Below are 24,826 nucleotides of genomic sequence, written 5' to 3'. Positions count from 1 at the left end.
AGGCAAGACCATGAACGACGTCGCAAACAACTCCCGTGGCGGCACCGCCACCGTGCACGCCGCCGGGGTGTCCATCAAGGACCTGCGCAAGTCCTACGGCTCCAACGAGGTGCTGAAGGGCATCAGCCTGGACGTGGCTCCGGGCGCGGTGGTGTGCCTGATCGGTCCGTCCGGTTCCGGCAAGTCCACCCTGCTGCGCTGCGTGAACCTGCTGGAGCAGCCCAACGAAGGCAGCATCCATGTGGGCGGCTTTGAAGCCACCGACCCTGACGTGGACATCGACAAGATGCGCCGCAAGGTGGGCATGGTGTTCCAGCAGTTCAACCTCTTCCCGCACCTGGATGCCAAGCGCAACTGCTCCATCGCCCAGGTCAAGGTCCTGAAGCGTTCGCAGGCCGAGGCGGACAAGGTGTCCATGCATAACCTTGAGCGCGTGGGGCTGGGACACCTGGCGGACCGGTTCCCGGACCAGCTTTCCGGCGGCCAGCAGCAGCGCGTGGCCATCGCCCGGGCGCTCAGCATGGACCCCGAGCTGATGCTTTTTGACGAGCCCACCTCCGCCCTGGATCCCGAAACCGTGGGTGATGTCCTTTCCGTGATGCGCAACCTCGCCAAGGAAGGCATGACCATGCTGGTGGTGACCCACGAGATGGGCTTCGCCCGCGAAGTGGCGGACCGGGTGGTGTTTATGGACGGCGGCGTTGTGGTCGAGGAAGGCGTGGCCGAGCAGGTCATTTCCGCCCCCACGCAGCCGCGCACCAAGGAGTTCCTGCGCCGCGTGCTGGATCCGACCCACATCGAGATCGAAGAGTAGCGCTTCTCCAGTTTCGACCCGCAAATTCAGAATCGGCACGCAGATTCCCTGGCGCCCGGATATATCCGGAGCGCCGGGGAATTTCTGCGTCACAGGGTAAGTTGCGCGTCGACTTACAAGGCTTACGACGGCGGCACGCACCCTGTGACCGGCATTTACTTCCGCGGTGCCGCAGCACACAATAGGTCCCACGCAACCCTGCCTCGGCAGCCTTGCGACCATCCTACTGCCTCCCATCTCCGGTTGGCCCCTTTGAGGAGCGCTGGCAGGGACAGATCCGACAGGAGTAAAGCATGCGGCAACGGACCTACCCGCACGGTGTCCCCTGCTGGGTGGACACCGAGCAACCGGACGTTGAAGCCGCCGCCCAGTTCTACGCGGGCCTCTTTGGCTGGACTTTCGAGGACGTGATGCCGCCGGGAGCACCGGGCCGGTATCTGATAGCACGGCTCGGCGGACAGGACGTCGCAGGCCTGGGCAGCGGGGAGGAAGGAACCACTGCCTGGAACACCTATGTATCCGTGGACGACGCCGACGCTGCGGTTCATCAGCTCGTCGCAGCAGGTGCCAGCCTCCTGTCAGCGCCGGCGGACGCGGGAGAAGGCGGCCGCAGCGCGGCCTTGGTCGACCCGGAAGGGGCGCGCTTCCGCCTCTGGCAGGCGAAGCGTCGGTTAGGGGCCCAGGTGGCAAATCAACCGGGTGCGTGGAATTTCAGTGATCTCCACACCCCGAATCCAGACGCAGCAATAGCCTTCTACGGACAGGCGTTCGGCTGGCAGGTGGACAACATTGGCTACGGACTGATGGTCCGCAGCCCCGGTTACGGCGACCATCTTGCGGCGACAAGCGACCCGGAAATCCGGACGCGGCAGGCCGGAATTGCTGCCCCGCCCGGTTTCGAGGACTCGATCGCCTGGATCGTGGCCAGCGCCTCAGATAAACCACCGCGGTGGCACGTCACGTTCACCGTCGCCGACCGGGACCAGACTGTGGCGGACGCCGAGCGGCTGGGCGGCCAGGTCCTGGCGCAGGCCGACACCGCGTGGACGCGCGAGGCACTGATCCGGGACCCGCAAGGCGCGGAATTCAGTGCCAGCCAGTTCACGCCCCCAACCGGCTAGCGCTTCCTGCGCGCGCGGGCAGGTCGGGACTAACGCGCCAGGACTCCTGCCACTGCCACTGCAACGGCTTCCTTGATGCGGGCATGCAGGGCACGGAGGCTGCTGCGGTCGGTCCGGACTTCGATGATGCTGCGGCTCTCCACCGGCAGGGCCAGCGCCTCGGCGAGTGCCGCCGTCGTACTCACCGCGCTATGGCCGACGCCGTACGCTGCAGCAAGTGCCGCAATGTCCACTGAGTGCGGGGTAGCGAAGAGGCGTTCGACGGCGTCGCCGTACGTTCCAGCCTCACGCACTGCCCCGTGTTCCAGGAGGTCGAAGATCGCCCCGCCGGAGTCGTTGAGAACCACGATCCGCAGCTGCGGATACTCCTCCCCTGGCCCGATCAGCAGGCCCCCGGCATCATGCAGGAACGTGACATCGCCCAGGAGCACCGTGGTTTCCTGCCGGCCGCCGAGGGCGATGCCGGTGGCAGTGGAGATAGTGCCGTCAATTCCGGCCAGGCCCCTGTTGGCATAGACGGTGGCTGCGGGTTCGGGGGCGGGCAGCCCGGCCAGGTCCACGTCCCGGATGCCGTTCGAGGAGCCGAGCAGCAGCTGGCCGCGGGTGTGCTTCCAGACGAGCGACCCCACGGACGGGCCGGTGGCCGGTGTGTTCTCCGCCAGGACAAGATCCATTGCGTGCTGGGCGGCCGACCCCGCGAGCAGCCAGGTGTCCAGCCAGTCGGACGGGCCGCGGCCGGCGAAATCTGCGAGGTCGGCGAGGCTTTCCAGGGGCAGTTCGGTGCGCCGGCCGGGCTCGTACCAGGCGACTGGAACCGGCTGGTACAAGGCGGACGGGACGTCCGCGCGGGCCAGGAGGGCGGCCACTGGCCGGGACAGGGTGGGCCGGCCAAACAGCACCACTCGTTCGATATGCTGCGCGGCGCCGGACCCGAAATGCTCCAGCAGCAGCCGGTACGGCCCTACCGCGTTTGGGCCGAAACGCGCGTTCGACGACGGCTCCGCCAGCAGCGGCAGGCCGTGGGCGCGGGCAAAGGCCTCGGCGACCGGACCGGCGTCGTGCCCGGCCAAAACTACGGTCCGGCGCTCGGCCAGGTCGGTTGACGCGGGCGGGAGGTTCATGATCAGCGGCTCGGTGCCGATGCGGTAGCGCTGCCGCTCGGCGGGCACGGGCAGTTGGTCGGAAGCGTCCGGAACCAGCGGATCACGGAAGGCAAGGTTGAGCTGCACCGGCCCCGGGGCGAGGTCCGGAAACGCCCCGCTGGCGGCAGAGAGGCCCGTCTGGACGGCCCGTTCCGGGTTGGAGCCCGCGGGGATATCGGCGGCGAACCGCACCTGTTCACCGAAAAGGTCGGGCTGGACAGTGGTCTGGTTGGCGCCGGTGCCGCGAAGTTCGTCCGGCCGGTCCGCAGAGAGGACAATCAGCGGAACCGCCGCGTGGTTGGCCTCCATCACCGCCGGCATCAGGTTTCCGACGGCGGTACCGGACGTGGTGAGCACAGCCGCGGGTGAGCCCGTGGACAGGGCCAGCCCCAGCGCGGTGAAGCCGGCGGAACGCTCGTCAATGCGGACCAGCACCTCCACCCGGCCCTGCGCCGACGCCTCTGCAAGGGCATATGCCATAGGTGCAGACCGGGAACCCGGCGATACCACCACGTGCTGCACCCCGCCGTCGAGCAGCACCCCGACCGCGATCCGCGCCGCTGCCAGCGCGCTCAAGGAGGAGGCGGCGTCGGAAGTGTTGGCTGCGTCGGGGGAAGGTTCGTTCAGCGAAGTCACCAATCCAGTCTGCCACCCCCGACGCCCGCTCACTTGTTGCCGTCTTCAACCCGACGCTCTCTCACTTGATGCGCCTTAACCCGGAACGCTCTATCACTCTCCTGAAGAGAGTGATAGAGCGTCTTGGATTTTCCCGCGTTAAGTGAGAGAGCGTTGCCGAAAAACCCGCGTTAAGTGAGAGAGCGTTGGACTTCAGCGGGCGCAAACACCGGCGGGGAGTCAGGCGCGGAATACCTGGATCACCGAAGGACGGGGCGCGCGCACCTGGCCCGCTGCCGGCGTCGCGCCTGCCGGGACGTAATCCGGGAAGAATGACACCTGCGCGTCGAACGAGCCGTCCTCGCCCGGGTGCTGCACGGAGACGAAAACGCTGCGCTCGTCGTCGTGGATGATGGGGCCGCAGGTCTCAGCGTCGCGCGGCACGGCCAGGAACTGCTCCACCTTGCCGCGCTCGGCACCTTCCAGCGTGACCTTGAACAAGCCATCTGCCCGGCCGATGCCGGAGGGGGCGCCGTCGGTGGAGATCCAGAGGTTGCCCACGGAGTCGAACGCGAGGTTGTCCGGGCAGGAGATAGGCGAGACCTTGTCCGTCGGGAAGCCGGAGAAGTAGGTGACGTCACCCTGGGCCGGATCCCCGCAGACCATCAGCAGGTTCCAGGTGAACGTGGTGGAGGTCTGGTCGCCGGTCTCGGTGATTTCGACGATGTGGCCGTCGCGGTTCTGGTTGCGAGGGTTGACCTCGGTGGCCTTTTCGTTGGAGCCGGTGCCGCGGTTGGAGTTGTTGGTGCAGGCAACGTAGACCTTGCCGGTGTGGAGGCTGGGCTGCACGTCCTCGCAGCGGTCCATCTTGGTGGGGCCCACCTTGTCCGCGGCCAGGCGGGTGTAGACCAGGACCTCTTCCACGGACATGCCGGGAACGGCGGAAGCCCCGTCCACCACCAGCGGCAGCCACTCGCCGATGCCGTCGAAGGCTCCGTCCTGGGGGACAACACCGGTGCCGGTGATCTCGGCCGCCGGGGAGTTGCCGGTGAACTTCGCGACGTAGAGATTACCGGCGGAGAGCAGGGTCATGTTGTGCTTGCGGTCGCCCTCCCGGTACTTGTCCTTGGAGACAAACTTGTAGAGGTAGTCGAAGCGCTCGTCGTCGCCCGAGTAGGCCACCACATGCCCGGAGTCGGCCACAATCACGTTGGCGCCCTCGTGCTTGAAACGGCCCAGCGAGGAGTGCTTCTTGGGCGTGGAGGCGGGATCGAACGGATCGACTTCCACGATCCAGCCGAAGCGGTTGGTCTCATTTTCGTACCCGGCATTGCGGGAGTCCCAGCGCGGCTCGTCCAGTTCCCACTTGCGGGCCGTGGCGTTGGAAGTCAGCCCGTAGCGCTTGTCCGAGGCGGAGGTGCCGGGCGCCACGAAGTAGCCGTTGAAGTTCTCCTCCCCTGAGAGGATGGTGCCCCACGGCGTGGTGCCGCCGGCGCAGTTGCCCAGCGTGCCCTTGATGAGGCGGCCCGAGGGATCGGCAACGGTCTTGACCAGGGCGGATCCGGCCACCGGGCCGGTCAGTTCGTAGACCGTGTTGTTCAGGAAGCGGCGGTTCAGCGGCGCGCCCTTGACGTAGGTCCAGGGCTGGTTCTTGTTCTTACGCTCCAGTTCCACCACGCTGAGCCCGTGCGCGGCTGCCCCCACAGCCCGCACCTGGTCCGCAGGCATGGTTGCCGGGAACATGATGTTCTCGTTGGTGTACTCGTGGTTGGCGAACAGCAGCGCGCGGCGGCCCTTGCTGCCCGGAATTTCCAGGATGTCCGTGTAGTCGTTGTTGTAGCCGAACTGCTTTTCCTGCGCGGCGGCCGTCTGGTTGTCCAGGTTGAAATCCGGGGCGTCGCTGAAGATCGGGTCGCCCCAGCGGATGACGGGCTTCCAGGTGAAGCCCTGCGGCACGGTGACCGCGTCCATGGAGGCGTCGATGGACGGGATGGCCGTGAACTGCAGCTTGGATTGGCCGAAGCCTTCCTTCGCAGCCTTGGACAGCCCCGCGGCCCTGGCAGGTTCGGCGGAGGCAACGGCAGAACCGAGGACGACGGCGAGCGCACCGGCGGCGCCGAAGCCCAGGGCGGCGCGGCGGGACATGGTGGCGGAGGCGATGTCCCGGAAGTAGCTGTTGGAGCTGTTGTTGCAGACGTCGCCGGCGCAGGCGTTGTCGCACTTCAGCGCGCAGGTGACGGCACTGCGCTTGCCCTTGGTATGGCCGAGCATCGGCAACAGCGGAAATTTGCGGGCAGTCGTTTCAGACATGGGGGCCTTCCAAGGTGTTTCTATGAGGTCCCGCCCACCCTGTCAGCCGATTTCTACATCAAGTAGTCACTAGGGTGAAGTTCCGGTGAACCGCATGTGACCTGCAGGAATGTGATGGCGCGTCCGGGAAAAAGCCCCGTTAAGTGATAGAGCGTCACAGGAAAACCCGCGTTAAGTGATAGAGCGTCCGGGGAAAACCCGCGTTAAGTGCGAGAGCGTCCGGGGAAAAGCCTCGTTAAGTGAGAGAGCGTCGCTGGGGGGCGAGGTGGGCGTGGACGCGGCGGAGCCGGGCCAGCCACCAGTCGCGGCGTTCGGCGGAAGCCGCATACTGCTCGAGCATCCCGGCGTCGGCGGAGACATCGCGGAGGCGGATGGCGCCGTCGTCGGCCACCAGAGGATCCATGGTGACGTCCGATTCGAACAGGGACACCGTCCCCAGCCCGCACGCGTAGGGCAGTTCGGGCAGCGCGGCGGCCAGGGCCAGGCCGGCACGGATCCCCACCGAGGTGTCCAGCGCCGAACTGACGACGGCGGGCAGCCCGGCCTGCGCCACGATGTCCAGGGCGCGCCGCACTCCCCCGAGCGGCGCCACCTTGACCACGATCAGGTCCGCCGCGCCGGCCCGCGCCACCTTCAGCGGATCTGATTCCTTGCGGACGCTTTCATCGGCAGCGACCAGCACCGGAACGCCTGCAGACTGCAAAGCCCGGCGTACCTCTGCCAGGCCCTCAATCGTGGGGACGGGCTGCTCAGCATATTCGAGTCCGACGTCGGCCAGCCGGGTGAGCGCCGCAATGGCAGCGGGCGCGTCCCAGCCTCCGTTCGCGTCCACGCGGATGGCGGCATCCGGAAGAGCGGAGCGGACGGCGGCGAGGCGGGCAGCGTCGTCGTCGAGGGTCTGGCCCTGCTCGGCCACCTTCACCTTGACCGCGTCCACCCTGCCAAAGCGGGCCAGGACCTCCGGCACACGTTCGGCAGCAACGGCGGGGACGGTTGCGTTGACAGGGATCACTGTCCGCAGCGGAGCCGGAAATCCCTCCCACCCTGCCTCGATCGCGGAGGCCAGCCAGCGGGAGGCTTCGGCGTCGCCATACTCAGGGAAGGGGCAGAACTCTCCCCAGCCCGCTGGTCCGCGCAGCAGCAGGGATTCGCGCTCCATGATGCCGCGGAACTTCACGCGCATGGGCAGACTCACTACGTGTGCACCGGCCAGCAGTTCGTCAAGGGCGGGCACGGCAGGAGTAGGCATGGACCCACTGTACAAGCGCGCGTTTGCCGTTAGATCCACTTGTTGTGCCGGAACGTCCAGTAGAGCGCCAGCCCCATCGCGAGCATCAGGCCCAGGGCGAACGGGTAGCCGAACACCCAGTCCAGTTCCGGCATGGAGCGGAAGTTCATGCCGTAGATGGTCCCCACGAGGGTCGGGGCGAACAGGATGGCGGCCCAGGACGAGATCCTTTTGACCTGCTCGCTCTGCGCGAAGCTGGACTCGCTGAGACGGCGCATTTCGTCGTTCTGCCGCTGGGCCACCAGGGCTGCGTTGACGGCGAGCGCGTTCTGCAGCAGCGCCCGGAAGGACGCCACGCGCTCGTTCAGCCGCAGGACATGGTCCAGCACGTCACGGAAATGGTCCTGGAGTTCCGGGTCGGGTACCCGTTCCGCCGTCGGAGCCGTCAGGACCTGCAGAATTCCCGCCAGCGGGCTGGTGGCGCGCTGGAAGGTGATGACCTGCCGGGACAGCTCGTAGATCCGGCGGGAAACGTCCGGGTCGGCGCCGAAAAGGTCGTCCTCGATCTCGTCGATGTCGTTCTCGAGTCCGGCCGCCACCGGCTCGTACTCGTCCACCACCTGGTCCAGGATCCCGTAGAGGACGGCATCCGGACCCAGCGCGAGGAACTCCGGCATGGCCTCCATCCGCCGCCGGACCCGGGCGAGGTCCGGGGACTCGGCGTGCCGGACGGTCACCACGTAGTCCTGGCCTACAAAGACGTGAATCTCGCCGAAGTCCACCTTTTCGACGTCGTCCAGGTAGCGGGCTGGCCGCAGGACCAGGAACAGACATTCGCCGTAGTGCTCCAGTTTGGCCCGCTGGTGCCCGGCAAGGGCATCCTCCACGGCCAGGGGATTGAGGCCGAATTCCTCAGCCACGGACTGCAGTTCCTCGGCATCCGGCCGGTACAGCCCGATCCAGGCCATCCCCTCGCGTTGCCGGAGCGCGAAGTAGGTTTCGTCCAGGCTCCCGGGGTCCTGCGTGCGCAGCCCGTCCACGTACACGGCGTTGTCGATGATGGTCACGGCGCACCTCCTGCCTTGAACACGACTTCTCCTTAGTGGGAGGAATCGGTGCCCCTCAAGCCGCGCGCAGGCCCATGGTTCCCCCCTGATCCGCACACTACTCAGCTTCACGGTTTTGGGAAGACTGACGAGCAATTCGCGCGGCCCCAAACACTGACATTCATATCCATATCGATATATAATTAGGACCATGGCACGGGCAGCAACAACGGCAGATGCATTCAACGCGGTGGCCGAGCCCCGGCGTCGGGAAATCCTGGACGCCCTCACCGGAGGCGAGCGGCCGGTCAACGAACTGGTGGACCTGCTGAACCTGGCACAACCGCACGTGTCACGCCACTTGCGGGTCCTGCGCGAGGTGGGTGCCGTGGTCGTCCGTGACGAGGGCAGGCAGCGCGTCTACCGGCTGAATCCCCAAGCCCTCAAGCCCATCCACGACTGGATTTCCAGCTACCAGCACCTCTGGGAGGAACGCTTCGAACTACTGGAGGATGTCCTGGCGGACCTCAAGGACGAAGACACACAAGGCTAAGGAGCAAGGCAATGGCACAAACCAGCACCATGGACGTCAGCTTCCCCAGCGACGAGGAAATCCTGATCACCCGCACCGTCAACGCGCCGCCGCATCTGGTCTACAAAGCCTGGACCACGCCGGACCTCGTCAGGAGATGGTGGCCCGGAAGGCGCGGCGAAATGACCGTGGCGGAGATGGACTTCCGGGTGGGCGGTTCCTGGCGCTACGTGATGGTGGCGCACGGGGAATTCGAGGTTGCCTTTCACGGGACATACCGGGAGATCGTGCCGAACGAGCGGATCGTCCACACCGAAATCATGGAGATGCCGGACACCCCACCCAACAGCGAGGAGGGCGCCGTGATCAACACCGTTACCTTTGAACCGGCCGACGGCGGCGCCACCCTGGTGAGCATCCGCACCAATGCGGGCAGCAAGGAAGTGCGCGACATGATTGCCCAGTCCGGCATGGAAGGCGGGGTCCGCGAGCAGTTCGAGATCATCGAGGAACTGGCGGCTTCACTCTCCTGAGCCTGCACCGTTGTGCTGTGCGGCGGGCTCCCAGCTTTCTGTGACACCCTTAACCGGTGACACTCTCGCGGCATACATCCAGCAGGACTCCCAGCAGGCCCGCTCCGGGCTCAGGCTTCCTGTTCGTGATTGCCACGCTCGCCTGCATCGCCGGCTTGATTGCCACGTACCACTACTTCGTCCAGACCACCACGGGCCAGTTCATCGATGAGTCCGCATTGGTGGAGGCCGTGCAGATCCACGGGCCGGCAGGCAAGGCGAGCACCAAGTTCCTGGACCTGCTGCCCACCATCTCACTGGTGATGGCCGCCGTCGTGGTCCTGTTTGTCACGGTGATCCGCAAACACTGGACCGAAGCCGGCATCGCGGTGGCAGCCTGCGTGAGTGCCAATGTTGCCACGCAGGTACTCAAGGATCTGTTGCCCGCGCGGCCGGACAAGGGAGTGGTGACGCTGGAGCTGAACTCGCTGCCGTCCGGGCACACCACCCTGGCGGCATCGGCGGCGGCAGCAGTGTTCCTGATGGCCTCGCCCCGCTGGCGTCCCATGGCCGGCTTCGTGGGGGGAACCTTCGCCATCGCCTCCGGGGTGTCCACGCTGATCAACCAGTGGCACCGGCCGGCCGACGTGGTGGCGGCGTTCCTGCTGGTGGGCGCGTTCATGATTCCCGCGGGGTGGCTGATCATCCGGCGCGGGACGTGGATCGCTTGGGAGGGTTTCGGCGCGCACCTGGGTTCGGCCAGGATCTGGCTGACGCTGCCGGTGCTGATCGGCCTGGCGTCGGCCGCGGTGGCAGTGTATTCGCTGGTCCGGATCGCGCCGGGTCCCTGGCAGGAAGCCAGCACCACCAACTACTTCTGGGCCGGGATCTCGCTGATCGTCATTGCCGGGTACCTGGCCACCGTCGCCACCACGGCCCTCTTCGCCTTCACTGCCCAACGGCGGGACTCAGCAAGGCGCTGACAGGACACCCGCGGCAGGCTCATTCCTGATCCGCCGGGACCACCTTGAAGCGGCGGTTCCGGAGGGACGGGACGCGCGTCCGGACGGCCGCGATCCTCTCGGGTTCGAGCTGGGCAAAAACGACGCCGGGCGCCTCACCGGCGTTGGCGATCACCACGCCGAAGGGATCCACCGCCATGGAGTAGGCCGTGGCCAGCGGTCCGCACTGGTTGGCCGTGACCACGTATGAGGTGTTCTCGATGGCCCGGGCACGCACCAGGGTGTTGAAATGGTCCTCCTTGCCCGGACCCACGATCCACATGGCTGGGAGCAACAGGACGTTTGCTCCGGCGTCCACCAGGTAGCGTGCGCTCTCGGGGAACCTCGCGTCGTAGCAGGTAAGCATGCCCAGGCGCAGCTGGCCATAGGAGAGCAGGTCCGGCTCCCCGATGGTGCCCTGGCTGATGCCGTCGCTTTCGCGGTAGCCAAAGGCGTCATAGAGGTGGACTTTGCGGTAGGTTCCCTGGATGTCGCCGTCGCCGTCGAGGGCCACCAAGGTGTTGAACGGAAGGCCGCCGGGGTTGGCCTCGGTGGTTCCTACAACCACCGGCAGCCTAAGGGACTTTGCCAGCTCGACGATGCCGCTGATAAAAGGGCCGTCCAGGGGCTCCGCCACGTCCGCGAGGACGATGGAGGGTTCACTGCTCGCGTAGAGGCTGGACTCCGGAAGCACCAGCAGGTCCGCGTTGCCCAACGCTGCTGCCTGCATCAGCTGGGCGATCTGCTGCAGGTTCTTCCGGGGTTCCCGGCCCGCACTGAACTGACCTGAGGCGATCCTCACTACAGTCCTCCTGCCACCGGGAAACGTCCCCTCCAACAAAGACTGGCACACCCGTGTCCGCGGGGACAGTCCCTTCCCGCGGACCCGGGGAAGAACGGCCCTGACCTGCGCAAACGTCGATCAACTTTTGACCCAACCTTGAGTGATTACCCGTGTGTAATTTGAGGCAGCTCCACGAAGCTATTCCTATCGGAGCCGCTAAGGCTCACAAGGTCTCAGCGGAACACCGCACAAACTTTAAAGGGCACATCATGGGCAAGGTTGCAGGACGTAAAAAGCGCATCATCGGCACCACCGTTGCACTGGTAGCTATCGGCGGTGGCGCTGCTTTCGCTTACTGGAGCGCCACCGGTACGCACGACACCACCACCGCAGCAGGCACCGCCACGAACTTCACCATCACCAGCACCATCGCCGGGGATCCCCTCTCCCCGAACGGCCCGGTTAAGACCGCCACCTTCACGGTGACCAACCCGGGCACCGGCGTCCAGAAGCTCAGCAACGTGGCCGTTACTGTGGCTGGCACCAACGGACCCTGGACCGCCGTCACCGGATGCTCCGCAGCCGATTTCGCTGTAGGCGCACCGTCCTTCACCGTCACCGAAATCGAAGCCGGAAAGTCAGTAACCGGCACTGTAACGCTTCAGATGATCGACCGCCCGGGTGTGAACCAGGACGGGTGCAAGGGTGCGGCGGTACCCCTGCACTTCGCGGCCAGCTGAAGAGGGCCCGGGTTCACCTTCCTCCAACAGTCAATCAGCTTCATAGCCCGATGGTGATGAAGTCCGCCTAACTGCTGCAAGCTCGATTTCTTTGGAAGGTCCCCGTGCCCACAGACGCCAGCTCCCCCGAAGCCTCCCCCCGGCTTCGGCGGGAGCTGGTTTCGTTTTCTCCGCTGGACCGTTCAGTGGCCCTGGCCGTTATCGTCATCGTCGTGGCGGCTCTTGTGGGTGCCGCGCCGGCCGCGGCCTACTGGCGCGCCGGCGGAACAGGAAGTACGACGGCGTCAGTCGCCACACTGCTTCCGCCCACCGACGTGCAGGTGCCGGCAAGCAGCAACTCCAGCGTTGCCGTCAGCTGGGCTGCTTCCCTGGGAGCGATCGTTCCCACCGGCTACTACGTCACCCGCCTGACCGGCACCACGGCCATGGCAGCCTGCGGTTCGGGCCCGTCGGCACTTGTCGCATCCACCTCGTGCACGGACACCTCCGTGCCGGAGGGGACACACCGGTACGTGGTCACCGCGGTCTACCGCTCATGGACAGCCGCCGGCACCGCAAGCGGCAGCGTGACGGTGACCAGCCTGCGCGATCTCTCCTACACGTCCCAGCCAGGCGTCACCGTAACTGCCGGCTCGGCCATCACGTCATTCCAGGTCCAGTTGCGCACCCTTTGGGGGCTTGAAGTGTGGGAACAGGGCGTGCCCATCACCGTCAGCATCGGGGCAAACCCCGGCGGCGGAACACTCTCCGGGACAGCAACTGCCTACACCAACTGGTCCGGCACAGCCACGTTCACCGGGCTGTCGATCGACAAAGCCGGCACCGGCTACACGCTCATCGCTGCCAGCCCTGGCTACGCCGGTATCGCCAGCCGCAGCTTCACGGTCACCCCAGCGGCCGCGAACAAGCTGGTCCTCATTGCCGGCAGCACCCTGACCGGCCCCGCTTCCAGCGGAGCCCTGCTCGGCCCGGTGACAGTCCAGCGCCAGGATGCATACGGAAACCCGGTCACCACAGGAGCCACCACCCTCACACTGGCAACGTCAACAGCCACGGGCTTCTTCGCCGCGGCATCAAACGGAGTAAGGACCACCACGGTGGGCATCCCCGCGGCCTCGTCGTCGGCGTCGTTCTTCTACGGCGATACCAAAGCCGGCACGGCAACCATCACCACAGCAGCGCCGGGTCTGGCGGCTCCGGCGGCAGTCACCGCAACCATCTCGGCGGCACCGCCAGGAAAGCTCCTTTTCGACGCCATCAGCACTGAAATCGAGAAGAACAAACTGATCCTCCCTGCGGTAACCGTCCGGATCGTGGATGCCTTCGGCAACCCCACAGACGCCACCGTGCCGGTAACCCTGCAGTCCAACTGCAGCCTCAAAAACAACGTCCCCAAAACCTCCACCGGAGGCGTGGCTTCCTTCCCCGAGCTTGAGGTTCCGGGAAAGGCCACCGGCTGTGTGTTGACTGCCACGAGCGGGACGCTGCCCGCGGCTACCAGCAACACATTCAACGTGAACTGAAGTCCTGATGCCCGCCGTGCGCCATCGAACCCGACGACTACCTCCGGAACCTGGCCATAACGAGTGCGGCGTCGGCACCAGTGGCCGTTACTGTCAGGGCCGCGGCCGCAGGTCGGATTCCCGCCGAGGATGCGGTTGCGGACGCCGTGGTTACCAGCCTTGTCCTGTGCAGTGTCCCTGACCAGGCAGCGGCACTGCGCGAAATCCGGCGCGTCCTGCGCCCCGGCGGAACGCTCGCCTTTTACGAACATGTCCGTTCAGCAAACCCAGTGCTCGCGGCCGCAGAAGACCTCATAACCCCGGCCTGGCGGCGGCTGGCCGGGGGCTGCCATCTGAACCGGGACGCGCCCGCGGCCATTACGGCAGCAGGATTCACCATCCAGTCCTGCCGGCGCTTCGGCTTCTCCCCCGGGCCGCTGGCCCCGGCCCTCACCCACATCCTCGGCACAGCCACCAGCCCCGAGGATCCGGGCAACGGCTGACCCATTCCCCCAGAAGCTGTTCTAGGAAGGCGAGCCCGACCGCCGGAGCCGCTCCGGAGGGTGCAGGTCGATGATGGGGAGGTGCCCGTCCGTACGGATGGCATCGCCGCCGCCGTTGCGGTGGTGGTAGCCGCTGGAGTAGTTGAGGACGATGTGGATCGACTCCACGGCGTTGGCCGAGCGGAGCGTCTCGATGATGAAGTCCCGCTCCTCATCCGTCCGGTCGGCGATCTTATGGGTGATCTGGAACGTGAACAGGGACAGCCCCACGCTGCGGTCGTAGGTGCCGGCGCCCACCCAGTCCACGGCCAGGCCGCCCGGCAGCCGCCACCCGGCCGGGCATTTCCAGAACCGGACGTGGTGCCGCTTCCGCGGGTTCCCGTCGATCTCGCGCTGGAAGGCGAGGTCCTGCCTGTTGCCGAACACGTAGAGCGAACTCACCGGCGCCGCCGGGTAGCTGCGGCCCATGACAGTGGATGTGAGGGTGCGCCAGGCGGAAGCAGGCGTGATGGGATCAGCCTCCACCCAGCCGGACGTCAGCATGGCCTGCCGCAGCTCCTCCCTGGGCCCCACCACGGCGAGGTTCACGGGATCGCCCAGGACGCCGTCGCCCGTCCTGGTCCGGCCGATGAAGTAGTCCGGGATGTACAGGCTGCTGAGGATTTTGTGGACGCGCGGCAGCAGGGCGTAGGCCAGGATCAGCCAGACCGGCAGGAAAACCCATGCCTGCTCCGGACCGCGTGAAAGCCGGGCGAGCAGGAAGTAATAGACGGCCCAGCCCACGGCGATGGTCACCGCCAGGTACAGGAGCCGCTGCAGGACCGCCAGGACCGTGGCCCACCTGCTTTGCCTTCGCACCACCGGGCTGCTTGACGGTGAGTGGTCCGGCTCTTCCACAACAGCGCCCGTCATGCCGGAAGGTTCAGCTGCTCCACGATGATCCGGGCGGTCTCCGGGTCACCCAGGATCCGGAAGTGCCCGGCCGTGGGCAGCTCGATATTAGTGGCGCCGGGCAGGACGCTGCCCTCGGGGATGTGCGGATCGAACGGGCCGTAAACGGAGGTGATCCGGCTGTTGATGGTCTCCTCGCGGGCCAGCTGGAGCGTCAGGGCGTTGTTCGGTGAGAAGATCCGCAGGCTGGGCAGCAGCATGTACCGGGCGTAGCGGGACCCGGAAAACGGCGTGCACACCGCGATCATGCGCTCGATCCGGTGCTCGGGGTCCAGGTTCAGCATGGCGTACTTTCCGATCAGCCCGCCCTTGCTGTGCGCAACGATGGCAGCATCACGCAGCCCTGCTTCCTCCAAATGCTGCGCCACCATCCGCGCGGCGGCGGGAACGTCCAGCTTGTTGCGCTGCAGCACGGTGACCACGTGGACGGGATGTCCGGCGTCGTGGATGGACCGGATGAGCGGCATCATAAACTGCCAGTTTTCGTACACGCCCGGAATAATCAGCACGGGGTTGAGGTGGCCCTTGTGGAAGGAACCTGGCTGCACCCGGGACACCGCGCCCTGGACCTGGCAGCTGGCGGCATAGACGTAGTCCTGCAGCCACCATATGCCCTTCTGCAGCGGACTGATAAGAGCGGGGGTACCCGTTTCACTCATCTGTTGAGGATAACGCCTGCGTCAGTAGTTCCGGCGGTGCTTCATGCGGGGAATCACGACGGCGAACACGGCAGCCGCCGCGAACCCCAGGACGCCCGTGGCTGATATTCCCGCGCCCAGGGAGGCGAGGGCCGTCACCCCGGAGAGGAGTACCGGCCCGCCGGTGGACCCGGCGTCGGCCATGAACCGCCACAGCCCCAGGAACTGGCCGCGGCCTCGGTCCGGCGAGAAGTCCGCCCCCAGCGTCATCACCAGCCCGGAACTGATCCCGTTGCCAAACCCGATCAGCAGCGCCGCCAGCAGCAGCCCGGCGAAGGACCCGGTCAGCGGAATCAGCAGCAGCGCAGCACCCATCAGCAGCGTGGACGGGACGGCCACAAACTGCCGGCCTTTCCGGTCCATCAGCTTCCCGGCGGGGTAGAACACCAGCATGTCGATGGCGCCGGACAACCCGTAAATCAATGACGCGGAGCTGGCGTCCATGCCCAGGTGGTCCGCCCACAGCGGGATGACCACCTGGCGCGAGGACCGCAGCGCGCTCAGCAGCAGGATCCCCACGCCCACACTCAGGAAGACCTTCGCGTGGGACACCGCAACGCTGCGGAGGGTGGGCTCCGGACCCTTGTGGCCGCCGTCGGCCCCGCCCGCAACTTCCAGGTCAGGGATGGTGAGGGACAGCAGTGCGGCCGCGGCCATGGCCACCACGCCCACCCAGTACGCGCCGCCGATGCCGGAGAACTGCATCACCGCCGCGCCCAGGAACGGCCCGATAAACACCCCGATCCGGTTCACGCCGCCCAGCGTGGACAGCGCCCTGGCCCGGAACTCCACCGGCACCGCTTCCGTGAGGTATTTCTGCCGTGCGAGCCCGAAGACCGCCCCGGACATTCCGACGACGGCCATCGCCACCGCGAGCAGCCACAGCCCGGTGGGGATCAGGGAGGACAGCCCCGCCGCGGCAAGCGCCAGGCCGGCGGCCACCGCCGCGCCCACGATGGCCCAGCGTTCACCGAATTTCAACGTCACGAGGGATGCGGGCAGGTTGAAAAACCACGAGCCCAGCCCGATCAGCGTGACGATCAGCGCCGCGAGGGCCACGGAGGCGCCGAGGTCGCGCGCGGTCAGTGCCACTACCGGAAGGATGGCGCCCTGCCCGATCCCAAAAAGCAACGTGGGGCCGAAAGCGGCCACGGCGATACCGCGCAGGGTGAAGGGCTCTGGGGCATCCGGGGAAGTCATCAGATTTATTTTAGGTTGGCCGGCAGCAGCGGCGAGAAAGGCACCTGTTTGGGGGTCACAAAACCCTTGCAAAGGACTAGCGTTTGCCTTATGGGTGCTGATCCGCGCCCACAACCAAAGGGGAGGTTCATTTCATGGGTGAAGTGTGGATCCGTACGCTCGGCAACGGGTTGGTCCGGGCAGACAATGTCACCGAGATTTCATCCACCCGCGGGTCCCTCCATGAGGACCAGGGGTATTCGCTGAAGGTCATCGTGGACGGCAAGGGCCATGTCCTGATTGATGACAGCGACCTGCAGGGCGGGCTGGCCGAGCGGCTCGAATACGCCCGGCACGTTGAAGACGCCCTGCTGCTGGCCATGGACGAAGCGCGTGACATCGACGCCGCCGTGGTGATCTCCTACGAACCAGAGCGTGAGCGCTGGTCTGCGGCCCCGGTCTCAGTATTAACAGGAAGGCTTCCCGAGTCGGTGTGAGCCCGGCGCGGAAACGCTGCGGGAGCGGACGACGGCGGCCGGCGGCTCAGGAGCCGACGGCCGCCGTTGCCAGTGCTTCAGGCAGGGCCCGCGGGAAACAGGGGCGGCCTGCGGCGTCACAACATCAGCATCTCCAAACGGTGTAATAAATCCGTAACTGTTGCGTGGATCACATTCACCCCCTACTCTGATTGAGGCTTAAGAAACAGGCCAATGCAAGAAGCTGCAGCGTCGCAGCCAATGCCGGGGAAGGCTTTACAACGTGAATTCAAAGCTCAACATTGTTGTCCGTGTAGATCTCGACCATGCGAAAGCTCTGGTGATTGCAAAGGGGCATGTCACCGTGCACAGCGTGAATGCGCTTTACGTAGTGGTCAAGCGCGCCAATTCCATCAAGCAGGGACTGGACCTGAAGTTGGACATCTCCCATGCCGTGGTGGATGACGAGGCACTGGAGCAGCTGCAGGCGTGCTCCGATACCCATCAGCTGCCGGCCATGATCGATCCGTCGCAGAGGCCGTGCACTATCAGTGTCCTGGCGCCACGGCGGCAACATACCACCTCGCGGCCGGCTCTGCTCGCCGCATAAAGCATTCAGGCCAAGGCATCCGCAGCGTCCACTGACCGGGCCAGGGTGCCGGCCGCACACTTCTTAGGTTTCAGGCTTTCCACCGACTGGAAGTGCAGTTGTATCCGAATAGACGGGTAGCTGCACTCCCAGTCCGGTGGAAACTTTTATGCGCCGACGGGATCGCCGTCGGCATGGGCGTCCAGCCACTCCCTCAGGTCCGGGGCAGGCAGCGGACGGGCGAAGTGGTAACCCTGGGCGAGGTCGCAACCCATCGCTTTGAGGGTCTGCACCTGTCCGGACGTTTCCACTCCCTCGGCGACTGCCCGGATTCCCACCGCATGGGCCAGGTCAATACAGCTGCCCACGATGGCAGAGTCGCCGGAATCCGATCCGAGGCCGTTGATGAATGACCGGTCGATCTTCAGTTCGTCGATGGGGAACTTCTTCAGGTACGTCAGGCTTGAGTAGCCCGTGCCGAAGTCGTCCACGGCGAGCCCCACACCAAGCTTCTTGAGGGCCGTCAGCGAAACAAGCGCACCATTCGGGTCTGCCATCAGGGCGGTTTCGGTGATTTCCAGCAGCAGGTGCGAAGGCTCGATGTCCCGCAGCCGGAGGGCACCTTCCACCATCGCCACCAGGTCCGGGTCGCTGAGCTGGCGGGCGGACAGGTTGACGGCGAATTCGAGGCCCGCGCCGCGGCGGCCTTCCCGGCGCCAGCTGTCCGCCTGTCGAAGCGTTTCGCCCAGGACCCAGGCCCCGAGCGGACGCACCAGCCCGGATTCTTCGGCCATGGTGATGAATTCCGACGGCGGCAGCAGTCCCCGTGTGGGGTGCATCCACCGCACCAGAGCCTCCACGCCGATGGTGCGCCCGGAACGCAGGTCCACGCGGGGCTGGTAGTGCACCCGGAGGGCGCCTTCGTTGATTCCCCGGCGGAGCTCGCCCAGGGCGCGGAGCCGGTCCACGGTGGGATCGGAGGCGGCAGGCTCATGCAGTTCCCAGCGGCTGCGCCCCAGTTCCTTCGCCCGGTACATAGCGATATCGGCCCGCCGGATCAGGTCTTCAAGGCCTTCCCTTTCGTCCCCTGAAACTGCAACTCCGATGCTGGCGGAGGTGACTATTTCCAGTCCTTCGATCCGGACCGGCGTCTTGATGACCTCCAGCAGTTCCGCGGCAAGGGCAGTGGCTTCCCGGGCACCGGCGGAGGCGGCCACCACAACGAACTCGTCCCCGGACAGCCGGGCAACGGAGCCGCGATCCGGAGCGGCCCTTCCCAGGCGCTCCGCGACGGAGACCAGCAGTTCGTCCCCTGCCGCGTGCCCCAGGCTGTCGTTGACGGCTTTGAAGTGGTCCAGGTCAATGAAGAGGACGGCCAGCCGGTCCCCGCCCGCCGTGCTGTGGTCCGGTACGGCGTCCAGCTTCGCTTTGAGTCCCGCCCTGTTGGGCAGGCCGGTCAGGGCGTCATGGAGGGCGAGGTGCTGCAGTTCCTTTTCAGCCTCGGCGCGGCGGGCTTCAGCTTCCTCTGCAGCCCGGAGTGCCGATACCAGCTCGCGTTCATACATCCGGCGTTCGTGCGCGCTGAAGATGATGACGCGGACGGTGGCAGGCTCCCCTTCTGATCCAGGCGACCGCGACGCGGAGAGCAGCGCCGCGCGGCGTCCGCCGTCCGCGTCAATGATCTCAACGGCAATTTCAGAGATGGCGCCGTTGATGCCCAGCTGCGGAATGCAGTGGGTGGAGTAGAGGATCTGGTCCCCCACCGGCATCAGGGACTGCAGGGTGGACCCCACCAGCCGGGGGCGGCCGTAGCCTGACCAGCGCACAAAGGTATCGTTGACCGCCGTGATGCGGCCGTCGTCGTCCGTTACCAGGTACCCGCACGGGGCCTGCTGGAACAGCGCCTCGAAATGGGCCGGGTCCGGCCCCCCGGGATCTGTCACGGACTGGCCGAAAGGTATTCCAGGATGGCCCGGGCAGTGTCCTCCGGTGCGCTGACATGCGGGCAGTGGCCGGTGGCCTGGAGCTGGACCAGGGTGCTGCGCTCAAGGTGCTGGTGCACATAGGAACCCACTTCCTGCGGCGCAAGCAGGTCATCGGAGCACTGAAGGATCAGGCTGTCATTGTCCACCTTTTCCAGCATGGGCCGGGTATCCGAGAGGAAGGTCACCCGGGCGAAATGCCGGGCGATGGACGGATTGGTCCGGCAGAAGCTGCTCCGGAGTTCCTCGGAAAGCTCCGGCGCCTCCAGGTGGCCCATGGCCATCGGCGCCAGTGCTTCGGCCCAGGCGAAGTAGTTGCTGTCCAGGGAAGCGAGCAGGCCTTCTATGTCCTCCTGCGAGAACCCGCCAAAGTAGCCGTCGGCCGAGTCGTTGATGTAGCGCGGGGACGGAGCCACCAGGACCAGCCGGGAGAACCGCTCCGGTTCCCGGGCAGCGGCGATGACGGCCACCATCGCGCTGACGCTGTGCGCCACCAGGATGACGTCTTCCAGGTCCAGTGCTTCGCAGATTTCCAGCAGGTCCGCCGCGTAGCCGTCCAGCGATCCGTACTTGTCGCGGTCGTAGGCGTTCACGTCGGAGCGGCCCGCGCCGACGTTGTCAAAGAGCACCAGGCGGTACGTGTCGGAGAAGTAGGGCAGGAGCCGCCGCCACATGTCCTGGTCACAGCCGTAACCGTGGGCGAACATCATCACCGGCCCGTCCGCCCGCCCGGACACCGTGACGTTGTTCCGCTTGATGACCGGCGAAACTGCAGAAGTGACTGTCTCAACCATGCCGCACTGGCCCCCGGGTAATAAGTAGGGATACTTGCCTCAGATATTAGCGGCGGGCGCACGGGGAATCCTAGGACCGGCCACCGCTTGATCCAATCTTGCCCCTACCCGATGATGGGGCGTTCCTCCGGGAGGCGGTACAGGCGCGGCCGGGCCGAGAGGGCAAGGGCGGAAGCTACCGTCACCGTGCCGATCCGGCCCGTGAACATCAGTGCCATCAGCACCCACTCGGCGGACGGGGGCAGGTTGTAGGTGATGCCGGTGCTCATCCCCACAGTGCCGAAGGCGGAGATGCATTCGAACAGGACCTTCTCCAGGCTGTAGTCGGTGAAGATGAGTAGCAGCATGGTCCCGATGACGACTGCGGCGACCCCCAGCAATGCCACGGACAGGGCCTGGCGCTGGGAGGAGGAGCTGACAGAGCGGTGGGCGATGGTCACCTGGTCGCGGCCGCGGACTTCGTTCCAGATGGCGAAGCCCAGCACCAGGAATGTGGTGATTTTGATGCCGCCGGCGGTGCCGGCGCTGCCGCCGCCGATGAACATCAGGATGTTGGTGACCATCAGCGTTTCCGGGGCTGCGGCGCCGTAGTCGATACTGTTGAACCCGGCGGTGCGGGGGAAAACACTGCCGGCGAAGGAGCCCAGGATCTTGCCGGTGAAGGAGAGCTGGCCCAGCGTTTCGTTCCGGTTCCACTCAAACGCCGCGAACAGCGCCATCCCTGCGACCAGGAGGACCAGCGTGCCGTAGATGGTCAGGCGCAGGTGGACCGTCCAGTTCCGGGGTCTGGTCTCGCCCCGGCTGAGCTGGATGATCACCGGGAAGCCGAGCCCGCCGGCGATGATGGCCAGGCAGATCGGGGTGATGATCCACGGGTCCTCGGCGAAGCCGATGAGGTTGTTGCTGTAGACCGAGAAGCCGGCATTGTTGAAGGCCGAGATGGCGTGGAAGATCCCGTGCCAGAGGGCGGTTCCGGGGTTCTGGTCGTAGGCGATCCAGAACCGCGCGGTGAGGATCGCGGCCGTGGCGGCCTCGAAGGTCAGCATGATTTTCGCAACCCGCAGCAGCACTGCCCTGACGTCGCCGAGGTTCAGGGTGTGGGTTTCCGTCTGGGCCACGAGCTGGCCGCGCAGGCCGATGCTTTTGCGGACCAGCAGTGCCAGCAGGGTGGCAAGGGTCATGATGCCGAAGCCGCCCACCTGGATGAGCGCCAGGATGACCACGTGCCCGAACGGGGTCCAGAAGGTTGCCGTATCCACGGTGATCAGGCCCGTTACGCAGACCGCCGAGACCGAGGTGAACAAGGCATCCATAAGGGCACCGGCGTCCGGGTCTGTGCGTGAGACGGGGAGCATCAGCAGGGCCGCGCCAAGGATGATGACCATCAGGAAGGCGACCGGAACAGCCCTGACCGGGTGGGTCAGGATCCGGCGGACAATGTTTGCCTTCCTGCCTTCCTTTTCGTTCCGGACGTCCCGCAGCATCTTCTGCACGGCGGCCACACTGGAAGCGTCCGGCCCTGCTGTGGCAGGGCCAGACGGTGGGAGGCTCCTTCGGAGGCTCATCCCACGTGGATGCCCGGGCGCCGCGCCGGGTCCGGTTCGTTTTCGCGGATGATTTCCCGGACCACCGGGGCGGTGTCGCCGCGCCCGAGGAGCAGGTAGCGCATAAGGTGCGCCAAGGGGTTCCCTTCGGACCATTCGAAGTAGGCGTGCGGCTTCACGCCCGTACCGTCCCTCAGCGCCAGCAGGATGGCGGCGATCGCATTGGGTGCGGCCGGGCTCTGCGCGCGCAGGACCCGGTGGCCGTCCACTTCAACTCCGCGGACGTGCAGCGTGTCGCTGAACTCCGAGGGATCCGTGATGTCTATTTCCAGGAAGATGACATCGGCCGAGCCGGGCACGGGATTGCTCTCCCGCTGTTCTGCTTCCTTGTCCGCGTATTTTGCCCCGGTGCGCGCCTGGGGCCGTATGGCGATCAGGTTGATCCGGCCGTCGTAGTCGAGGGTGTCGCTGATGAAGCGGCGGGCGCCGTCGTCGAACTCTATTCTGTCCACGCGCAGCTCCGTGGTGCGGCTGATGCGGGAGACGAGCGAGACCGCCACGATGCCCAGGATGAAGAATCCGGAGATGGCCAGGCCGTCAGGCTTTTCGATGACGTTGGCGGCCAGGGCGTACAGCATCACCAGGGTGAGCACCGTGAAGCCGACGGCGGCGGCCCGCTGTTTGCGCCGGATGGCGGAGATGGTGACGGCGATGGCGCCGGAGACCATCATGGCCAGGATCCCGGTCGCGTAGGCGCCGGCCTGCGCGTTGACGTCGGCATTGAAGCCGATGGTGATCAGGATGCTGATGGCGGTGTAGACGAGCACCACCGGACGGACCGCGCGGGACCAGTCCGGGGCCATGCCGTAGGAAGGCAGGTACCGCGGGACGATGTTGATCAGGCCTGCCATGGCGGAGGCGCCGGCGAACCACAGGATGAGGATGCTGCTCACGTCATAGACGGACCCGAACCCGTTGCCCAGGTGTTCGTGGGCCAGGTAGGCAAGGGCGCGGCCGTTGGCCTCTCCCCCGGTTTGGAATTCTCCGGCTGGGATCAGCACAGTGGTGACGAAGCTGCTGCCCAGCAGGTACACGCTCATGATGAGTGCCGCCGTCGTGAGCAGCTTGCGGGTGTTGCGCACCCGGCTGGCCAGCTTTTCCTCGGCGGTGGCACCCTGCGAGGCAACCAGGGGCATCATGCTGACGCCGGTCTCGAAGCCGGAGAGCCCCAGGACCAGCAGCGGGAAGGCCATCAGGGCGGGACCCACGATTCCCCCCGGCCCACCGCCGGCGGAGGCCAGGGCGCCGGTCCATGTGCTGAGTGCGCCGGGCATTGCGAGGATTTCCGCCACGCCGGCCACGATGATGACGGCGTTCAGCACCAGGAACACGGCCACCAGGGGAATGGCGACGGCGACGGCTTCGGAAAAGCCCATCAGGAACACGGCGCCAAGCACCAGCAGGAAGAAGACGGTGATGCCTACCGCCTGGCCTTCCAGGAACGGCGGCAGGTACGGGTTCTCAAGCAGGTGCACGGTGGCGTCTGCGGCAGAAAGGGTGATGGTGATGATCCAGGAGGTGGCCACGAAGCCCAGCAGGACCAGCACAAAAACCTTGCCCCGCCAGAAGGGCAGGAGCCGTTCCAGCATCGCCACGGATCCCTGCCCGTGCGGGCTTTCCCTGGCCACCCGCCGATACATGGGCAGCATGCCCAGGAGCGTCAAGGCCACGATGAGCAGGGTGGCCAGCGGGGAGAGGGCGCCGGCGGCGAGCGCCGCGATGCCAGGCAGGTAGGAGAGGGTGGAGAAGTAGTCCACGCCGGTCAGGCACATGACCTTCCACCAGCTTTGCTGCCCGCCATGGGTCTCGTTGGCTTCGGGGCCGACGGGCTGGCTGACCCGGTGTTCCAGCAGCCACTTGGCCAGCGCGCTGCGCGGTTCGGTGTCAAGTTCCGGATTGGGAACGGTGGCGGGAAGGGAAGACCGGGCGGGAGCCGTCAAGGACGTGTCTTTCGTTGGTGCCCGTCACGGGCAGCATTTCCCCGTTCCAGGCGCGACGCTGAGCTGATAACCAACGGAGCCTAGCACCGGGCGAACCACCTCCCGCCGGGAATTCCGGGGATCTTAACGCTTTCTTAACGCCTCTGTGCGGGCAGGCACGTGCGGGCCGAACGGAAGTTCGAGTACTGGCTACTCGTGCCTGCCGGCGGGCTGGGAGGTAACGTTCAATGAGGTTCTTCTGGCGGCACAAGCAGCGTCCAATTGGTGGAAGTAATGCGGGGACAATGATGACTCACGGCGACAGTTCCATCCTGCCCTTCCTCGACCGGACGGTGCTGGACAGGCTCCGCGCGGATCTGGAGGACGATGAGGGCGTCTGGAAAGCGCTGGTCCAGAGCTTCATCGAACGCCTCCCCTACCGGGTGGAACGGCTGCGCCTGGCCCTGGCCACGGGTGACTTTGCCGGCGCCGTGGACGCTGTGCGCAGTCTTAAGATCTCCAGCCAGCGGCTCGGCGGGGAACGCCTGGCGGACCTCGCCCATGGCCTGCAAGTGGATCTGCACAACAGCCCGGGCGCCGACCCGGCCCAGGTCCTGCCACGGCTGGCCGAAGCCCATCTGGAGCAGCTGAGCATGTGCGGCCGCCACACCGCCTACCTCCTGCAGGCCCACCTTGAAGGCCGCCGCGCGTCCACTCCCGAGCTTTCGTCTGCCCTTCACCTGTTGGGTTTCCCTACCCAGGGGTACTCCCCCGAGTAGGTTGG

Annotated in this window: 23 protein-coding genes; 11 read left to right on the top strand and 12 right to left on the bottom strand. The window is 66.1% G+C overall.

The window, feature by feature from the left end; all coding sequences use genetic code 11:
- Positions 1-10: 10 nt before the first annotated feature.
- Positions 11-814 (top strand): amino acid ABC transporter ATP-binding protein, encoded by an 804-nt coding sequence (locus AC3A4Z_RS03875; protein ID WP_050054167.1) that lies wholly within the window; start codon positions 11-13, stop codon positions 812-814.
- Positions 815-1,107: 293 nt separating this feature from the next.
- Positions 1,108-1,935 carry a VOC family protein gene (locus AC3A4Z_RS03870; RefSeq protein WP_498710223.1) on the top strand — a complete coding sequence of 276 codons (828 nt, stop codon included), beginning with the start codon at positions 1,108-1,110 and terminating at the stop codon, positions 1,933-1,935.
- A gap of 29 nt (positions 1,936-1,964) precedes the next feature.
- Here AC3A4Z_RS03870 and menD read toward each other — a convergent pair whose 3' ends face one another.
- From menD to AC3A4Z_RS03850, 4 genes are all read right to left on the bottom strand, one after another.
- Entirely contained in the window at positions 1,965-3,713 is a 1,749-nt protein-coding gene (menD, locus tag AC3A4Z_RS03865) for a 2-succinyl-5-enolpyruvyl-6-hydroxy-3-cyclohexene-1-carboxylic-acid synthase (RefSeq protein WP_498710221.1), read from the bottom strand.
- Positions 3,714-3,932: 219 nt separating this feature from the next.
- A complete protein-coding gene (locus tag AC3A4Z_RS03860; protein ID WP_498710219.1) occupies positions 3,933-6,002 on the bottom strand; it encodes a PhoX family protein in 2,070 nt (689 codons plus the stop codon).
- 235 nt (positions 6,003-6,237) lie between these two features.
- Entirely contained in the window at positions 6,238-7,251 is a 1,014-nt protein-coding gene (locus tag AC3A4Z_RS03855) for an o-succinylbenzoate synthase (protein WP_498710218.1), read from the bottom strand.
- A gap of 29 nt (positions 7,252-7,280) precedes the next feature.
- The gene (locus AC3A4Z_RS03850; RefSeq protein ID WP_498710216.1) at positions 7,281-8,297 is read right to left on the bottom strand and encodes a magnesium and cobalt transport protein CorA; all 1,017 of its coding nucleotides are present in this window, start codon (positions 8,295-8,297) and stop codon (positions 7,281-7,283) included.
- Between the two features lie 190 nt (positions 8,298-8,487).
- Here AC3A4Z_RS03850 and AC3A4Z_RS03845 point away from each other — a divergent pair, with 190 nt between their 5' ends.
- Genes AC3A4Z_RS03845 through AC3A4Z_RS03835 form a run of 3 tightly spaced genes read left to right on the top strand, consistent with a single transcriptional unit; the run spans position 8,488 to position 10,303 of the window.
- Positions 8,488-8,829 (top strand): ArsR/SmtB family transcription factor, encoded by a 342-nt coding sequence (locus AC3A4Z_RS03845; protein WP_498710214.1) that lies wholly within the window; start codon positions 8,488-8,490, stop codon positions 8,827-8,829.
- An 11-nt stretch (positions 8,830-8,840) separates the two neighbouring features.
- Positions 8,841-9,341, top strand: coding sequence for an SRPBCC family protein (locus tag AC3A4Z_RS03840; RefSeq protein WP_498710212.1), 501 nt, complete (start codon positions 8,841-8,843; stop codon positions 9,339-9,341).
- 56 nt (positions 9,342-9,397) lie between these two features.
- Positions 9,398-10,303 (top strand): phosphatase PAP2 family protein, encoded by a 906-nt coding sequence (locus tag AC3A4Z_RS03835; protein WP_498710210.1) that lies wholly within the window; start codon positions 9,398-9,400, stop codon positions 10,301-10,303.
- Between the two features lie 19 nt (positions 10,304-10,322).
- Here the strand turns inward: AC3A4Z_RS03835 and AC3A4Z_RS03830 are convergent, their stop codons facing one another.
- Positions 10,323-11,123, bottom strand: coding sequence for a carbon-nitrogen hydrolase family protein (locus tag AC3A4Z_RS03830; RefSeq protein WP_498710209.1), 801 nt, complete (start codon positions 11,121-11,123; stop codon positions 10,323-10,325).
- A gap of 251 nt (positions 11,124-11,374) precedes the next feature.
- On the opposite strand from AC3A4Z_RS03830, the gene AC3A4Z_RS03825 reads away from it, so the two are divergent.
- From AC3A4Z_RS03825 to AC3A4Z_RS03815, 3 genes are all read left to right on the top strand, one after another.
- A complete protein-coding gene (locus tag AC3A4Z_RS03825) occupies positions 11,375-11,845 on the top strand; it encodes a hypothetical protein (protein ID WP_498710208.1) in 471 nt (156 codons plus the stop codon).
- A gap of 104 nt (positions 11,846-11,949) precedes the next feature.
- Positions 11,950-13,368, top strand: a complete 1,419-nt coding sequence (locus AC3A4Z_RS03820; RefSeq protein ID WP_498710206.1) for a hypothetical protein — start codon at positions 11,950-11,952, stop codon at positions 13,366-13,368.
- Positions 13,369-13,391: 23 nt separating this feature from the next.
- Positions 13,392-13,850, top strand: coding sequence for a class I SAM-dependent methyltransferase (locus AC3A4Z_RS03815; protein ID WP_498710778.1), 459 nt, complete (start codon positions 13,392-13,394; stop codon positions 13,848-13,850).
- Between the two features lie 21 nt (positions 13,851-13,871).
- On the opposite strand, the gene AC3A4Z_RS03810 is transcribed toward AC3A4Z_RS03815, so the two are convergent.
- The 3 genes from AC3A4Z_RS03810 to AC3A4Z_RS03800 are packed head-to-tail and all read right to left on the bottom strand — an operon-like array spanning position 13,872 to position 16,699.
- Positions 13,872-14,762 (bottom strand): LssY C-terminal domain-containing protein, encoded by an 891-nt coding sequence (locus AC3A4Z_RS03810; protein ID WP_498710205.1) that lies wholly within the window; start codon positions 14,760-14,762, stop codon positions 13,872-13,874.
- Positions 14,759-15,460 carry an esterase/lipase family protein gene (locus AC3A4Z_RS03805; RefSeq protein WP_493970750.1) on the bottom strand — a complete coding sequence of 234 codons (702 nt, stop codon included), beginning with the start codon at positions 15,458-15,460 and terminating at the stop codon, positions 14,759-14,761. Before AC3A4Z_RS03805 ends, AC3A4Z_RS03810 begins: the two co-directional genes overlap by 4 nt.
- A 21-nt stretch (positions 15,461-15,481) precedes the next feature.
- Complete coding sequence (locus AC3A4Z_RS03800; protein WP_498710203.1) at positions 15,482-16,699, bottom strand: MFS transporter; 1,218 nt, start codon at positions 16,697-16,699, stop codon at positions 15,482-15,484.
- A gap of 134 nt (positions 16,700-16,833) precedes the next feature.
- Between AC3A4Z_RS03800 and AC3A4Z_RS03795 the strand changes: the two genes are divergently transcribed.
- Positions 16,834-17,175 (top strand): thioredoxin domain-containing protein, encoded by a 342-nt coding sequence (locus tag AC3A4Z_RS03795; protein ID WP_050054150.1) that lies wholly within the window; start codon positions 16,834-16,836, stop codon positions 17,173-17,175.
- A 262-nt stretch (positions 17,176-17,437) separates the two neighbouring features.
- Positions 17,438-17,764 carry a hypothetical protein gene (locus AC3A4Z_RS03790; protein ID WP_493970752.1) on the top strand — a complete coding sequence of 109 codons (327 nt, stop codon included), beginning with the start codon at positions 17,438-17,440 and terminating at the stop codon, positions 17,762-17,764.
- A 146-nt stretch (positions 17,765-17,910) separates the two neighbouring features.
- Here the strand turns inward: AC3A4Z_RS03790 and AC3A4Z_RS03785 are convergent, their stop codons facing one another.
- The 4 genes from AC3A4Z_RS03785 to AC3A4Z_RS03770 form a co-directional block, all read right to left on the bottom strand.
- Complete coding sequence (locus AC3A4Z_RS03785) at positions 17,911-19,686, bottom strand: sensor domain-containing protein (protein ID WP_498710201.1); 1,776 nt, start codon at positions 19,684-19,686, stop codon at positions 17,911-17,913.
- Positions 19,683-20,519: an alpha/beta fold hydrolase gene (locus AC3A4Z_RS03780; RefSeq protein ID WP_498710199.1), complete on the bottom strand. Its 837-nt coding sequence runs from the start codon at positions 20,517-20,519 to the stop codon at positions 19,683-19,685. Before AC3A4Z_RS03780 ends, AC3A4Z_RS03785 begins: the two co-directional genes overlap by 4 nt.
- 104 nt (positions 20,520-20,623) lie before the next feature.
- Positions 20,624-22,021 carry a TrkH family potassium uptake protein gene (locus AC3A4Z_RS03775; RefSeq protein ID WP_498710197.1) on the bottom strand — a complete coding sequence of 466 codons (1,398 nt, stop codon included), beginning with the start codon at positions 22,019-22,021 and terminating at the stop codon, positions 20,624-20,626.
- Between the two features lie 59 nt (positions 22,022-22,080).
- Positions 22,081-24,063: an APC family permease gene (locus AC3A4Z_RS03770; RefSeq protein WP_498710195.1), complete on the bottom strand. Its 1,983-nt coding sequence runs from the start codon at positions 24,061-24,063 to the stop codon at positions 22,081-22,083.
- Between the two features lie 284 nt (positions 24,064-24,347).
- On the opposite strand from AC3A4Z_RS03770, the gene AC3A4Z_RS03765 reads away from it, so the two are divergent.
- The gene (locus tag AC3A4Z_RS03765) at positions 24,348-24,821 is read left to right on the top strand and encodes an Hpt domain-containing protein (RefSeq protein ID WP_498710193.1); all 474 of its coding nucleotides are present in this window, start codon (positions 24,348-24,350) and stop codon (positions 24,819-24,821) included.
- The last annotated feature ends 5 nt before the right edge of the window (positions 24,822-24,826 follow it).

This window comes from Arthrobacter sp. Soil_C_49 (assembly GCF_057656635.1).
The sequence above is the reverse complement of the archived record's forward strand: the minus strand, read 5'-3'. Positions and strand labels throughout refer to the sequence as shown.

Coding starts and splice junctions, on each gene's coding strand:
- AC3A4Z_RS03810 (WP_498710205.1), bottom strand. CDS start 14,762: ATGACGGGCGCTGTTGTGGAAGAGCCGGACCACTCACCGTCAAGCAGC.
- AC3A4Z_RS03805 (WP_493970750.1), bottom strand. CDS start 15,460: ATGAGTGAAACGGGTACCCCCGCTCTTATCAGTCCGCTGCAGAAGGGC.
- AC3A4Z_RS03870 (WP_498710223.1), top strand. CDS start 1,108: ATGCGGCAACGGACCTACCCGCACGGTGTCCCCTGCTGGGTGGACACC.
- AC3A4Z_RS03860 (WP_498710219.1), bottom strand. CDS start 6,002: ATGTCTGAAACGACTGCCCGCAAATTTCCGCTGTTGCCGATGCTCGGC.
- AC3A4Z_RS03825 (WP_498710208.1), top strand. CDS start 11,375: ATGGGCAAGGTTGCAGGACGTAAAAAGCGCATCATCGGCACCACCGTT.
- AC3A4Z_RS03855 (WP_498710218.1), bottom strand. CDS start 7,251: ATGCCTACTCCTGCCGTGCCCGCCCTTGACGAACTGCTGGCCGGTGCA.
- AC3A4Z_RS03780 (WP_498710199.1), bottom strand. CDS start 20,519: ATGGTTGAGACAGTCACTTCTGCAGTTTCGCCGGTCATCAAGCGGAAC.
- AC3A4Z_RS03875 (WP_050054167.1), top strand. CDS start 11: ATGAACGACGTCGCAAACAACTCCCGTGGCGGCACCGCCACCGTGCAC.
- AC3A4Z_RS03765 (WP_498710193.1), top strand. CDS start 24,348: ATGATGACTCACGGCGACAGTTCCATCCTGCCCTTCCTCGACCGGACG.
- AC3A4Z_RS03845 (WP_498710214.1), top strand. CDS start 8,488: ATGGCACGGGCAGCAACAACGGCAGATGCATTCAACGCGGTGGCCGAG.
- AC3A4Z_RS03795 (WP_050054150.1), top strand. CDS start 16,834: ATGGGTGAAGTGTGGATCCGTACGCTCGGCAACGGGTTGGTCCGGGCA.
- AC3A4Z_RS03800 (WP_498710203.1), bottom strand. CDS start 16,699: ATGACTTCCCCGGATGCCCCAGAGCCCTTCACCCTGCGCGGTATCGCC.
- AC3A4Z_RS03840 (WP_498710212.1), top strand. CDS start 8,841: ATGGCACAAACCAGCACCATGGACGTCAGCTTCCCCAGCGACGAGGAA.